Here is a 13,645-nt window from a genome sequence, read left to right on the forward strand (position 1 = left end):
TTCTTATTGTCTAAATAATTCATTTCATTCTTTTTTAATATTATATCAAATAAAGCACTGTTCTCATTATCATCTATTTTAATAAAAGATAATTTCCAAAATGCTCTTAAAATTTTAAAACTTGATGGATTTGAACTTAATATTTCATCCATATCCACACCTTTCGAAAAAATATAAGGGGATCCTTCAAAAGAAATTAAAACTCTATAGTTTTCAAATTCCATATCGCTATTGTAGATGACTTCATTACCTAATTCTTGATAATTATATATTTCAGGCAGGTCCGCATCTGGAAAGTTTAATAACTTAACATCTAATTTTATTTTCTTCAACTTACCTATTCCGTATATTTTGCGATTTTGAAAAAAGTAAATATTATCATTTTCTTTCATTGTTATATAATCGGCTATCGTTCCTTCTTGTTGAGCAGTCCAATAACTTCTAATATGTTTAAAGTTTGTACTAAATACACCTTTCTTCATAGCATCTAATATATTAATTTCTTTACCTACACTAAATATATAGCCCGCCATTCTTTAAAACACCTCTAATCAATTCATAAATTTTGCAAATATTCTATTATCTATATACTATTATTATAAACTATTAACAAAGGGGTGCCACAATGAATTTACAATCTGCTCTACCATCTGAAATTCGCGCTATGATTCGCGACAACAAACTCATCCAACATACGTCTGGCATGGCTAAGGGGTACATCCAGGCGAATGTTGTGATTTTACCTGAGCGTTATGCCTACGATTTCCTGAAATTCTGTTACCGTAATCCAAAGTCTTGTCCTTTACTTGATATTACTGAGGTTGGGGAATTTTCTTTTCCGAAGTACAGTCCTGATGCGGATATTCGTACGGATGTGGGTGAATACTATGTCTACCGTGATGGCGTGCATGTTGAAAATCGTCATGATATTAAGGATTTATATCGTGAGGATATGGTAGCTTTCATCATTGGCTGTAGCTTTACATTTGAGCATGCGTTGCTTGATGCTGATATTCCTGTGAGACATATAGAAGAAGGTCATAATGTGCCGATGTATATCACGAATATTCCTACTGAACAAAGTGGTGTCTTCCATGGACCTACAACAGTGAGTATGCGTCCAATGACAATGGCTCAGGCGATTCGCGCGACTGAGATTACAACACATTTCAAAGGAGCGCACGGTGCCCCGCTTCATATCGGCAATCCTGCTACAATTGGTATTAAAGATATTAATAACCCTGACTTCGGGGAAGCTGTAGCGATACGCGAAGGTGAGGTTCCTGTATTCTGGGGATGCGGCGTAACACCTCAGTCAGTGTGTCTGAATGTTAAGCCTGAACTGATGATTACTCATGCGCCAGGGTACATGTTTATCACCGATATTAAAGAAAGTGAATTGCTGTATTAAAATAAGAAAAACCCATCACTTATTGTGGTGGGTTTAGCTTTGCTTCAAGATATGCAATTCTTTCTTCTAATTCTTTAATTTTTATATTTTGCTGTAGTATCATATTTTTATTTGGTAGATTTTTAATATATTTTTTTATGAGATACACAACTGTTATATAAATCCACAACATTAATAATAGAAATGCAATGAGCATTATCCAATCCATATATTCAACTCCTAATATTTTGCTTATTATACAGTTAATTATATAAGAGTGTTTTTGTAATATCTATCTTGAAATTGGCGTAGTACCAATTCCACTCCCCTATCATATGCCACGATAGAGCTTAATCAGCGATTCCACATCCTCAAAGTGATTCTCAGATTGATGGACGATTAGCCCATCTCTCAGAACATACAGTTCATCTGCGATAGCCTGTGCGAAATCGAGCTGATGTGTCGTTATGAAGAGCGTCTTCCCTTGTGCTTTTTGCTCACGAACTATATCCTGCAGCTTGAATATCCATAATGGATCTAAACCATTTGTCGGTTCATCCATAATGATAAATGCTGCGTCTCCAATTAAGCTTTGTGCGAGATTGAGGCGTTGACGCATACCTTTAGATAAGGATTTAACAAATTGTTCTCGATTATCATCTAGTCCAACTTGTGCTAATGCATCATTTGATGTGCTGCCTTTAATTCTTTGAAGCATCTTAATGATTTCGCTGATTTTCAAGTATGGTGGAAACTGCAGGTCATCAGGCATATAGTTGATTTGTTCTGGTACTTGCAATGAGCCTGCCTTCGCTTTCAGTTCACCGAGCATGAGTTTGATGAGTGTACTCTTTCCGGCACCATTCTCTCCTATCATCACGTGCACTTTACCTGCGTCAAGATGCATTGTGACGGGCCCGAATGTCTTCTGTTTATTATATTTGAATTGTAATTGCTGTACGTCTATCATTTACTTCTCCTCACCCTTAACATCGTAATATAGCTCAATACGAGCGGTACACCGATAAATAACATAATGTTGATATATAGGATGTAGTGACCAATGCCTTTCAGCCAGTTACTGTAATTGTAGAATCCTGGTCCAAGTAGTGCGAGCTGATCTGTCCAGTAATAGTACAGCATGCGGATAAGGTCGACTGGATTGAGATGAATATTTGCTACTAATGCTTGAAAGAGCATCTGTCGGTTCAATTGATCATTCAATGCAATGATTGTAAATGGGATGATAAGTAGCCACAGGGTCCAGAAACAGAGTGCAATACCAATTGCGCTGAGTCGATTTCTTGAGATGATGCCAATCCATACTGCAATACTTGAGAATATGAGAATCATGATGAATGATAGTAATATGAAGACGAGTTCCATATGTACACCGATAATGATACCCATCACGATACTGATGGCGAGCATCATTGTATAGAGCAGCACGATAGTAATATAGTGGCCGAATATATAGCTTCTATAACGCATCGGATAAGTCTTCAGTAACTTCAGCCATCCTGTTTCATTGTGATGCGCTACGGTCATACTGCCGATAGCTAGAATGAATAATGGGACGATCAGCAGTTCAATACTGAGCGCATAGTTCATCTGAAATAGATTGGAGTGCTCTGTCCCTGTTTGAAATAAGCTTGCGAGTATAAATGTAATAATATAGATGATTGCTGTGATATAGAACACTGGATTACGCAGACTTTGCTTCAGTTCCATCCAGATCATGTGTGAATGCCCCACTTAAATGATTTCAGATCATTGAATTGCAGCTGTTTGCTATTTTTATACTTTTTCATAAAGGCATCTCTATCTGCTTCAGTTTCAAATGCTGCTACACCATAGTTCATCGGAGTCCAGATGTCTTTGTTGTAAATGTAGAATGCTTTCGTTGCGTCTATCCATTTATCCTTCTTATAGTCTTTCACATACATCATACCGATATCGTCTTTATTCTCTTTATTATAATGTTCCATCATACAGCCGATATCATCAAAGATCAGATGATCTTCGTTGTTGTAGACCATCTGCGTTGCCTGCTCCGGATGATCGATCATCATATTGCATACGACACATTTATCTGTCTTCTGATTGATGTCACGTGGACTTAAGTCAGGTTTGCCACAACCTGCGAGCAGAATTGCTGTAATCAATAATGTAATGATATATCTCATCGTATCCTCCTTAATGTTAATAGAATGATTGCTCCGCTGCATAATAGAATGGGGAGCCAAATGTGAAGTTGTATATTGCGAGATAGCATTTGTGGACGCGTGTCCTGATAACCAGATTCTAACGTAATACTCTTATCTTCTATCCATTGCAGCAGAATGTGAAGCGGGCCATTCTGAAAGAAATTTAATGTTGTATCCTTCACCATTGCCTCACCTAACAAGTTGCTGAACCGCTTCGGTGTATCTCCTGTTCCATCGCCATCTAGATCCATTATGGATGGGTCGTCATACATATTATCTCGGAACTGATGCTGCTGTTCATCGATATTCGCAATCGAGATATTATTGCTGAAACGATTGTCCTGTATCGGGATATCCGACTGATAAATTTCGATACTATTGAGATTACGTTCGAAATCATTTTTAGTAATCTGACTCTTTGTCATCTCTTGTATGCTCAGTGCTGTACTGTTCTGAATGAACTGATTGTTCTTTACGTGTATATCCGTACTCTTATAGAGCGTCATCCCAGTTGCGTTCAATACTTGCTGATCCGCAATCTTATTATGTGTAATCTTAATGCTGTCAGATACCATCAGCATAATACCTGTAACGTTATTGCGTACGACACTGCGCTCTAGTTCACCATTTTCTACATACATGAAATGGATGCCATATCGATTATTTCTAGAAGACAAATTGCGCATATTAACGCGTTCAACATGTTCAAGGTAGACGCCGTCCTTTGTATGAGAGATATCGATATTATCTAGTTTTATTTGTGATGAATTCTCAATATGAATCCCATTTGCTTTTCCATTACCGATTATCTTAATATTTTTTAGTGTAACGTCGCGGCTATTCGAAATGGTGATCGGTGGTGCATAACCAGAATAACGTATCGTTATATTTTCAATCGTCGTATGATCCTTAGTAATATGAATTGGTTCTGTCACAATCTTCTCGCTATGCACGTTCGCATGTGCATCGATATGACACATAATAATCGCAAGAAAGAGACAAATAAAGATTATCTGTCCCTTCGTTGTTCTATTCACTGTGACTGTCGTGACTTTCGTGATTTTCATTCATATCTTTCATCTTTTTATGCTTCTCCATAAAGCGCATCATCGCTTTCTGATCAACAGCAGCAAGCTGCTCTACTTCAGTATGATGCTCATGTGCGAATGCCTGTGCATCCTTCTCTTCTTTAAAGCTTGCGATACCCACATTCATCGGTGTCTTAATCTCACCTTTAACAAACTTCGCATCGCTGACATTGATCCATTCTGATGTCTTGTGGTCACGCACAAACTTCGCTTTCATCTTCTTGCCCGACTTACGCTCATAGTTCAAGAGACAGAACAGGTCATCGAAGAAATAGTTCTTACCATCTTCTCCTATCGCTTGTGCTGAATATTTACCCATAGCATCAGACTTTTGATACACTTTCATATCACAAGCAGCGCATTTTGTATCTTCTTTCGGCTCTTTTAAAGTATAGCCGTCCACTTTTGTCGTCTGCTGGTCCGCTTTAACCTGCTCAGTCTTAGTCGCCGTCTTGTCTTTCGTCTGTTCCGATTGTTTCGTTTCTGCGTTACCACACGCAGCAAGTAGTAATGATGTTGCAAGTAGCACTGTTGCCTTTTTCATCTGTATTCCCCCTAATAAATAATTACAATGATAATTTTATAGGAAGTAAGATGCCTTATTTGTATATAAATGTGAATAAATCATGATGAAAGTAAGTCAAAATTTTAAAAATTAAAATCATCTCGTGTAAATTCATGATTTGTCTATAGACATTTGTAAAACCTAGAACAATACTAGGAATTAATGGAATATTGGTTGAAATTGTTTTATACTTCGAAATTACCGTCATTCACAGCTAACCCTTAGTCATACGAACAATTTTTCAGATTTATATAGACACTTATCTATATAGATGTTAATCTATGTATGTATCAAATCAAGGAGGTTTATTATGACTTATAAAGCATTAGCATCAACACTGAAAGTATTGTCTGACGCGAGTCGTCTTGAAATATTGGATATACTTTCTTGTGGTGAACGTTGCGCTTGCGATCTACTGGAACACTTCCAGTTTTCACAACCCACACTCAGCCATCATATGAAAACACTCGTAGATCAAGGTTTCGTAACGACATTTAAAGATGGTAACAAACGCATGTATCAGCTGAATCACGATAAGCTGAAAGAGATTAACGATCACTTATCTTCACTGAACGCATCGCAGGAAGCATGTATTTGTAACACGATGAAAAGAGGTGCGTGCCAGTGATGACAGCAGTCGCAATTGCCATATTTCTTATTACGTTAGTCTTTATTATCTGGCAGCCGAAAGGTCTAGACATCGGTATTACAGCAGTTGTCGGTGCAATCGTTGCAATTCTTACAGGTGTCGTCAGTTTCTCTGATGTACTTGAGGTTACAGATATTGTATGGAATGCCACGCTTACGTTTATCGCAGTGATCATCATCTCGCTTATATTAGATGAGATTGGTTTCTTTGAATGGGCAGCCATCCATATGGTCCGCGCTTCACACGGTAATGGTTTCAAGATGTTCGTCTATATTATGCTGCTTGGCGCTATTGTTGCAGCGTTTTTTGCCAATGATGGTGCGGCACTGATATTAACACCGATTGTTCTCGCCATGGTGAGACGTCTCGGGTTCAATCAGAAGGTGATCTTCCCGTTTATTATTGCAAGTGGTTTTATCGCAGATACGACGTCTCTGCCTTTAATCGTCAGCAATCTCGTGAATATCGTCTCTGCGGATTACTTTAACATCGGATTTGTTGAATATGTCAGCCGTATGATTATTCCGAATATCTTCTCGCTTCTTGCAAGCATCGTTGTTCTATGGTTATATTTCAGGCAATCGATACCCCGTACATTTAATACGGATAATATTGGGACACCTGAAAGTGCAATCAAAGATATGAAACTCTTCAAGATGTCATGGATTGTGCTATTCACTCTCTTCATCGGTTACTTAAGCAGTGAGTTTATCAATATCCCTGTTTCACTGATTGCAGGAGTCATTACAATTATCTTTATTGTATTAGCAAGCAAGTCCCCTGCTGTTGACACGAGACAAGTTATTAAAGGTGCACCATGGAACATCGTATTTTTCTCTATCGGGATGTATCTCGTCGTCTTCGGGCTTAAGAATGTTGGTATCACGACAGTGCTAGCAGATGTGCTTTCTACGATTTCTACATATGGCTTGTTCAGCAGCATCATGGCTATGGGCTTTATCGCTGCCTTCTTATCATCTGTGATGAACAATATGCCAACTGTGTTAATTGATGCCATTGCAATTGGTCAGTCCGATGCAACTGGATTATTAAAGGAAGGTATGATCTATGCGAACGTTATCGGTTCGGATCTAGGTCCTAAGATCACACCGATTGGCTCACTTGCAACACTGCTATGGTTACATGTACTCTCACAAAAAGGCGTGAAGATTTCATGGGGAACATATTTTAAAACAGGGATTATCATCACGATTCCAGTTTTATTTGTTACATTATTTGGACTTTATTTAACATTAATTTTATTTTAAAGAAATGAGGGATTTTCATGAAGAAGACCATTTATTTTATTTGTACAGGAAACTCCTGTCGCAGTCAGATGGCTGAAGGATGGGGAAAGCACATTCTAGGAGATACATGGAACGTTTATTCAGCAGGAATTGAAACACATGGTGTGAATCCTAAAGCCATTGAAGCAATGAAAGAGGTAGGAATTGATATCTCTCATCATACATCAGACTTGATCGATCAGGATATTCTGAACAACTCAGACCTCGTCGTTACTTTATGCAGTGATGCGGATAATAATTGTCCAATTCTGCCACCCAATGTAAAGAAAGAATACTGGGGATTTGATGACCCTGCTGGTAAAGCATGGTCAGAATTCCAGCGTGTCAGAGATGAGATTGGTCACGCAATCGAACAATTTAAATTAAGATAGCAAAATGACTGTGCTTGTTATAAGCACAGTCATTTTTTAGCTATATAATCCTAAATATTCAGCTATTCCATAGATCAATCAGTGCCTGGATTGAGAAGAATCCAGCGCCGATAGTAGCAAACACTGCAATAACACCGAGGACAAGCAGCCATTAACGCGTTAAGGCGAATATAGAGGCGCAAAGAGAAAGCGAATTTGGCCAGGCTAATTTCATACATCAATTCTCTTCCCTCTAAAACAAAATAAAAAACCCTCCCGACATAAATTCGGGAGAGCTCATATTACTACTACTTCAATCCAAATGTATTAAATTGTGTAGTCTGGATACCATATTGCCCAAGCTTCTTATCGTACTTACTTGCGACGCGTTGGTTAGCGTCTGCATTATATACATTCAGTCCTCTGTTTCCTTTAATATATAACGCATAAGGCTGTACTAATGATTTCACTTCTGAATCTCCAGCTTTAACCAGAACTCGAACTGCATTATGATATGTGCTGTCTACTTTTTTAATCTGTATCGTTACATCTCCATATTTGCTCAGTTCTTTCATGTTTGCAACTTTCAAAGTGACAGCGTGCAGCGATGTATTTAATACGATACTTTTATTCTTCTTCATCTGTGAAAGTTTAGCAAGTTGTGCTTTAGTAAATGTTACAGCTTTGTCGCCTTCCACTGTTAATACTTTCTGCTTTCCGTTAACAAATTGATTGACTTCGCTGTCTGTTAACGTCTTAGCTTTATCAACTGGTGTACCAGTGTTATCTTTGATTTCTTTATGTCCTTCTGAGACTTCGTTCGTATTCGTGTTCACCGTATACTTAAAGCTAGCTTTATTTCCTGCAGCATCCTCAACGTTTAATGTGAGATGATATTCACCTTTATCGTTGATATCGATCGTACCCTCACCACTGTCAGATATTACGACTTCACCTGTTTTGCTATTGCTTAGTTTATAGCTAGCTTTTAGAAATTTAGAGACATTGTAGTTGATATCATAACTTGCAAGTTTTTCTTTAGCATTGATGTACAGGTCATCAAGTTTAAATGATAGCTTTCCATTATTTAAAGCTAATGATTTTATCTCTGCTGGTTTCGTCTTAATAAATAATGGATAGTCATCTGCTGTGGCATTTCCATTATCACTCCTTGTAATGGCATCTACTGCATATACACCGTCTGCAAGCTTCCCTTCAACGCGATTTGAGCCTTCAATATTGTACAGCTTACCGTCCAGTACAACTTCCTTCTCTCCGTCTAAACCAGGGAATAGATCAATACTTCCTACGTAACCGTCACCCGCTGGTCCACTCTTCTCATTCAGTAAATCATAATATTTTAACAGCGTTAAGTTTTGTTTATTATATACTTTCATCTGTACTGAAGAAGTGTCATTATTACCATCACCGTTTGGCGACATATGGTAGTTTGTCAGGGCAAATTTTTCAAAGCCTTTCTTCTTCACTTCAGATAAGTTCGCTGCAAATGGCAGAGCATAGGAACGATTGCCTTTAAAGTGAATATATCCTTGAATTTCGTCACCTTGAACTGGTGTTCCTGATGGTATATTTAAGTTCACAGCAACCTTACCTGACTGGATTGATTTCACATCTGTAGTGACTGTCGCACCAGATTTTGAAGGTCGTGTTGTTTCAACTTCAATTGCATAGTTATCATCAGATGATAATTTCTGCACATCAATAGTCTTCGTAATTACTTGTGCTTTACTTGTCGGAACTTGGTTACCAAATGCAATCGTTCCACGTGTATGTGTTTGTTTCACGCCATTTACTTCTGTTTCATGCGCCACTTTGAAAAGTGATGTTGCAGTTGCAGCTTCAAGTGGCTGAACTAGACCCGCACCTTGACTGAAGACGTCATATTTAGATTTATCAAGGTGTTTCGCTGTATTGCTCAGTGCACTCTTAATATCAAATGGTGTCCACTCTGGGTGTAATTCTTTCAATAGGGCACTCACCCCAGAGATATGTGGTGTAGCCATCGATGTTCCTGTGTATTGTGCGTATGCCTTACTATAGTTATCGCCTACTGCAAACGAAGGAATTGTCGACAAAATATTTGTTCCAGGTGCACTCACGTCAGGCTTAATATCAAAGTTTGGCAATGACGGTCCACGAGAAGATGAGTCATTCATGTCATCTCCTGGTGTCGTCGTAACGTTGAATTTAGTGAAATCAATCATCACCTTCTCTTTTTCAAGTTTCGCTTTCAGTGCTAAACCTTGCGTACGGTCCATATCCACCGTCGGGATATAATCGAATGAAGCACCTACGAAGATATCTACCGGTCCTGGGCTATTTGAACCTGTCTCTGAATTGTAAACAATAACCGCCTTTGCACCTGCGTCTTTTGCATTTTTAATCTTCTCTACAAATGCAATTTCCCCGCGTTCTACAAGTGCCACTTTATCCTTCACATTCACTTGCGCAAAATCTTCTTTCTTTCCAAGTCCTGGTATATTTACAAGTTCATATTGATCCTTTAACGTTGTTTCTGGATTACTTCCAAACTCATATGCCATCAACTTGTAATTCTTTGTTTCTTCACCTAGCTTTAAATCAACATCTATACGTTCTTCAGGTAGTGTTGTATTACCTACGCCGATGCCTAACGGGCTCGTTGCTGGTCCACCAATTGTTGAACGCTCTGGTCCGGAGTTTCCTGTTGCAACGTTCGCCGTTACACCAAGGAGCATCGCATTGTTCACTGCCATCGAGTTCGCTTGATTTTCTTCTGGACTTGAATTACCTAGCGATAAGTTGATGACATCCATATCATCCTTCACCGCATCTTCAATGCCACCAACAATCCATGACGTACTTCCACGACCGTACGCTCCAAGCACACGATATGCATATAAATCGACATTCGGTGCGATACCATACATTCCGAATTCATTCTTACCTTGTGCAGCAATCGTCCCTGCAACGTGTGTTCCATGGGTTGTATAATATTCGCTGCCGCTTTCATTAACTTCCGGCAGGTGGCCTGGACGTTCTTCCGGTTTCGTTTCATAAGGGTCATCTGCATTACGCTTCGTATTGTAGTCGCCACCACCAACATAGTTACGGCCACCCTTATAGACATCCTTTAAATCTGGATGGTTATAGTCGATTCCTGTATCAATTACTCCGACTTTAACACCTTTACCTTTATTACCTAGCTCCCATACTTTATCTACCTTCAAATGTGTGATACTCGGAACCAGCTTTAAGTTCAGCTCATCACCCATCGTATCTTTAGCCACATCTTGTTGTTTTGAAGCCTGCATTTCAGAAGGATCGATTTGGATGACATCATCTTTTTCGACGAGTGCGACATCTTCAATTTGAGCAATCTTTTCAACATCTTTAGCATCAACCGTCATTGCCTCAGCATTAATTACCGTTTGATATGAACGATTCTTCTTATATTTGATGCCTTTATTCTGCATCTTGCTGTTTGCCTTCTGCTGCTGTTTTGCAATCTTTTCTTTAACCTTTTCATCTGAGAGCTTTGACCATTTCTTGCTCTTCGTCTGTTTTAACCCACGTTCTAGTCCCACAGAAGGTTCGTCATAATGTACGATAACGTTGACTTGTCCGGAAACCCCCTTTAAGTCCTTATCAATTGCCCCTTGTTGGCTCAATACTTTCAGCTGACTATCAATCGCTTCATTCTGAGCAATGCTTGTACTATTTAACTTTGGTGTTCGAGGTTTCTTGGTGTCAAATTCTGCACCTTGAACAGGTGACACTAATGTTGTAACAAGTCCGATTGATAATAATGCCGCACTTAATTTAAACTTCTTCGTCAATGAAATTCCTCCAAATCATATAATAGTCTGAAAATTTTGTATGTTTATTATATTATATCGATTTTCGAAAGAAAGCAATAACTATTTTTTTATTTTATAAAATTGTGTTGTCATTATGATCACATTCAATATGTAGAACATAAGGATGCTGGACAAGCAGGTTAAATTCCTCATCATTCATTTCTACTAAGTATTGCTGCATCATTTCGTAATGACGAATGACGTCTATATGAGCATCTTCAAAAAAAGTGGCACTTGCATCAGGATGCAGCTGCACTAAATATTTCATAAAATCACCTCACTTGTAAAAAAAGTCTGAGACATTCTGGTCTCAGACTAGTGTTATTTTGTATGAGTGGCCGCATTGTGGTGCACCTACTCGTCACAGATTAATTATAAAATACTCAATCCGCTTGCTTTAATGTCTTTTTCGAAGCCTTTTACAGTATCTACTGACAGTTCATTAATGTCACGCCCGATGTTCGGGATCTTGTTTACGACATCTGCTGGACATGTAATAATATCACAGCCGATTTCATCTGCCTGAATAACATTGTATAACTCACGACAGCTCGCCCATAGTAGTTTCACGCCTTCTTTACTGTGACAAACTTCAACAGATTGTTTCATTAAAGGCATCGGATCTACACCTGTATCGGCAATACGTCCAGCAAATACTGATACGTAAGACTCAACACCAGGTTTAATCGCTTCTACAATGGCTTCTACTTGTTCAATCGTATATACAGCAGTAACATTCAATTTAATATCTTGTTCAGATAAGCGTTTGATGAGCGGAATCATTGACTCTCCCTTTGTGTTCACTACGGGAATCTTAACAAATACATTCTCACCAAATGACTGGATGATGGCTGCTTCTTTCTCCATCATCTCCATATCATCACCGAAAACTTCAAATGAAATCGATGCATCAGGAATCGCTTCTACTGCAGCCTTTGCAAATGAATTATAATCTTCTACACCTGCTTTAGCCATTAATGACGGGTTTGTCGTAAACCCATCCACTGTCTTGTTCTGATACGCCTCTTTCATCTGATTGATGTCGGCGCCATCTGCGAACACTTGAACATTTAACTTAGTCATAATTGACCTCCTCTTAATTGATATCTTTATTATAACAATTTCTTTCGTGTACGCTACATTGACAACTTATAAAAAAACAATACGGAACAATATAAATATGATAAAATATAATAATTAAAATATGGAGGTTTATTATGAAAGGAAATAAATACGTCTATCTGTCCATATTCTTCGTCCTTTTAAGCATTATATGTAATGGCTACAATCCTTTGATGTCCATGCTATTTGGTTCTTTAAAGTCTATCGTCTTATTCACAGGTATCTCCAACTGCATTATGCTGATCATCAGTATCATAATGATTGATAAAGGGTTAAAAAGTGAACTCTCTTCAGGCATTCGTAAAGTTGCAAAAGTATGGCCATTTGTCATACTGACCGTTATTTTATTACAATTATTAAGTATTTTGATATTATTCGGCATTCTAGGATAGGACTGAGGTCCTGTCCTTTTATTATAGGAGGTTGAAATATGCTATTTATCGTGATGAGCATGCTCGGTGCCGCGAGCAGATATGGGCTCAGCTTAATATTCGAAAATATATGGGCTACACTGATCGTCAATGTTATCGGTGCTTTCTTAATGGGTTATAGTTCCACTGCGTTAAAAACACGCTTAGAGCCCCATCATTATAAAGCAATTACGACTGGGTTTCTTGGCAGCTTCACAACATTTTCCACGATGAGTAAAGAGACGTATGTATTATTGTCAACAGGCGCGTATAGGATGCTTATGCTTTATCTAGTGCTTACCATCATTGGTGGATTTCTGCTCTGCCTTCTCGGTGTAAAGGCGGGTGCGCGATGATCCTTGTAATGCTTGGTGCTCCAATCGGGGCTTATTTAAGATTATTACTCAGCAAATATAACGATGCATATCCGATAGGGACGCTTGCTGCTAATATGTTTGGGTCATTGCTGCTCGGACTATGTGCAGCATTAAGCGATGGCTGGAGCTTGATGATATGTATCGGCATTCTTGGCAGCTTCACAACTTTTTCAACGTTGAACCTCGAACTCGTTACACTATGGCAATCGCAGAGACGAAAGTGTCTTACCTATGCCCTTTCAAGCTATATATTCGGACCACTGTTGTTTACCATCGGCTATTCGCTAATACATATTATAACCTTATAATTTATTAGGAAT

The 13,645-nt window shown here is 38.5% G+C and carries 16 protein-coding genes and 1 pseudogene; 7 read left to right on the forward strand and 10 right to left on the reverse strand.

Going from position 1 to position 13,645, the window contains the following annotated elements:
• Nucleotides 1-533, reverse strand: a pseudogene (locus tag CD152_RS10675) (hypothetical protein); the annotation flags it as partial.
• A 92-nt stretch (nt 534-625) separates the two neighbouring features.
• Between CD152_RS10675 and CD152_RS10680 the strand changes: the two are divergent.
• Nucleotides 626-1,411 (forward strand): putative hydro-lyase, encoded by a 786-nt coding sequence (locus CD152_RS10680; RefSeq protein ID WP_101141747.1) that lies wholly within the window; start codon nt 626-628, stop codon nt 1,409-1,411.
• 19 nt (nt 1,412-1,430) lie between these two features.
• Here the strand turns inward: CD152_RS10680 and CD152_RS10685 are convergent, their stop codons facing one another.
• From CD152_RS10685 to CD152_RS10710, 6 genes are all read right to left on the reverse strand, one after another.
• On the reverse strand, nt 1,431-1,619 hold the full coding sequence (locus CD152_RS10685; protein WP_101141745.1) for a hypothetical protein: 189 nt from the start codon (nt 1,617-1,619) through the stop codon (nt 1,431-1,433).
• Between the two features lie 102 nt (nt 1,620-1,721).
• Complete coding sequence (locus tag CD152_RS10690; RefSeq protein WP_103214774.1) at nt 1,722-2,360, reverse strand: ABC transporter ATP-binding protein; 639 nt, start codon at nt 2,358-2,360, stop codon at nt 1,722-1,724.
• Entirely contained in the window at nt 2,357-3,130 is a 774-nt protein-coding gene (locus CD152_RS10695; RefSeq protein ID WP_101141741.1) for an ABC transporter permease, read from the reverse strand. Before CD152_RS10695 ends, CD152_RS10690 begins: the two co-directional genes overlap by 4 nt.
• Nucleotides 3,127-3,576 (reverse strand): nitrous oxide reductase accessory protein NosL, encoded by a 450-nt coding sequence (locus CD152_RS10700; protein WP_157821024.1) that lies wholly within the window; start codon nt 3,574-3,576, stop codon nt 3,127-3,129. Before CD152_RS10700 ends, CD152_RS10695 begins: the two co-directional genes overlap by 4 nt.
• On the reverse strand, nt 3,573-4,664 hold the full coding sequence (locus tag CD152_RS10705) for a right-handed parallel beta-helix repeat-containing protein (RefSeq protein WP_101141737.1): 1,092 nt from the start codon (nt 4,662-4,664) through the stop codon (nt 3,573-3,575). The genes CD152_RS10700 and CD152_RS10705 overlap by 4 nt, the downstream gene beginning before the upstream one ends.
• The gene (locus tag CD152_RS10710) at nt 4,627-5,229 is read right to left on the reverse strand and encodes a nitrous oxide reductase accessory protein NosL (protein WP_103214775.1); all 603 of its coding nucleotides are present in this window, start codon (nt 5,227-5,229) and stop codon (nt 4,627-4,629) included. The genes CD152_RS10705 and CD152_RS10710 overlap by 38 nt, the downstream gene beginning before the upstream one ends.
• A 331-nt stretch (nt 5,230-5,560) precedes the next feature.
• Here CD152_RS10710 and CD152_RS10715 point away from each other — a divergent pair, with 331 nt between their 5' ends.
• From CD152_RS10715 to arsC, 3 genes are read left to right on the forward strand one after another with little or no spacing between them, the layout of a single operon-like run.
• Nucleotides 5,561-5,878, forward strand: coding sequence for an ArsR/SmtB family transcription factor (locus tag CD152_RS10715; RefSeq protein ID WP_099483765.1), 318 nt, complete (start codon nt 5,561-5,563; stop codon nt 5,876-5,878).
• The gene (arsB, locus tag CD152_RS10720; protein ID WP_103214776.1) at nt 5,878-7,167 is read left to right on the forward strand and encodes an arsenite efflux transporter membrane subunit ArsB; all 1,290 of its coding nucleotides are present in this window, start codon (nt 5,878-5,880) and stop codon (nt 7,165-7,167) included. The genes CD152_RS10715 and arsB overlap by 1 nt, the downstream gene beginning before the upstream one ends.
• Nucleotides 7,168-7,184: 17 nt before the next feature.
• Nucleotides 7,185-7,577 carry an arsenate reductase (thioredoxin) gene (gene arsC / locus CD152_RS10725; RefSeq protein WP_103214777.1) on the forward strand — a complete coding sequence of 131 codons (393 nt, stop codon included), beginning with the start codon at nt 7,185-7,187 and terminating at the stop codon, nt 7,575-7,577.
• A 287-nt stretch (nt 7,578-7,864) separates the two neighbouring features.
• Here the strand turns inward: arsC and CD152_RS10735 are convergent, their stop codons facing one another.
• The 3 genes from CD152_RS10735 to CD152_RS10745 all read right to left on the reverse strand — a co-directional run bounded on the left by CD152_RS10735 (nt 7,865) and on the right by CD152_RS10745 (nt 12,499).
• Nucleotides 7,865-11,395, reverse strand: coding sequence for a S8 family serine peptidase (locus CD152_RS10735; RefSeq protein ID WP_103214778.1), 3,531 nt, complete (start codon nt 11,393-11,395; stop codon nt 7,865-7,867).
• Between the two features lie 94 nt (nt 11,396-11,489).
• On the reverse strand, nt 11,490-11,684 hold the full coding sequence (locus tag CD152_RS10740; protein ID WP_101140915.1) for a hypothetical protein: 195 nt from the start codon (nt 11,682-11,684) through the stop codon (nt 11,490-11,492).
• Nucleotides 11,685-11,788: 104 nt separating this feature from the next.
• Nucleotides 11,789-12,499, reverse strand: a complete 711-nt coding sequence (locus CD152_RS10745) for a transaldolase (RefSeq protein WP_101140916.1) — start codon at nt 12,497-12,499, stop codon at nt 11,789-11,791.
• Nucleotides 12,500-12,633: 134 nt separating this feature from the next.
• On the opposite strand from CD152_RS10745, the gene CD152_RS10750 reads away from it, so the two are divergent.
• The 3 genes from CD152_RS10750 to CD152_RS10760 are packed head-to-tail and all read left to right on the forward strand — an operon-like array spanning nt 12,634 to nt 13,633.
• A complete protein-coding gene (locus CD152_RS10750) occupies nt 12,634-12,930 on the forward strand; it encodes a hypothetical protein (RefSeq protein WP_101140917.1) in 297 nt (98 codons plus the stop codon).
• Between the two features lie 38 nt (nt 12,931-12,968).
• On the forward strand, nt 12,969-13,304 hold the full coding sequence (locus CD152_RS10755) for a fluoride efflux transporter FluC (protein WP_101140918.1): 336 nt from the start codon (nt 12,969-12,971) through the stop codon (nt 13,302-13,304).
• Nucleotides 13,301-13,633, forward strand: a complete 333-nt coding sequence (locus tag CD152_RS10760) for a fluoride efflux transporter FluC (RefSeq protein ID WP_103214779.1) — start codon at nt 13,301-13,303, stop codon at nt 13,631-13,633. Before CD152_RS10755 ends, CD152_RS10760 begins: the two co-directional genes overlap by 4 nt.
• Nucleotides 13,634-13,645: the final 12 nt, after the last annotated feature.

It is taken from the genome of Macrococcoides caseolyticum (genome assembly GCF_002902665.1).
GTDB classification, from domain to species: domain Bacteria; phylum Bacillota; class Bacilli; order Staphylococcales; family Staphylococcaceae; genus Macrococcoides; species Macrococcoides caseolyticum.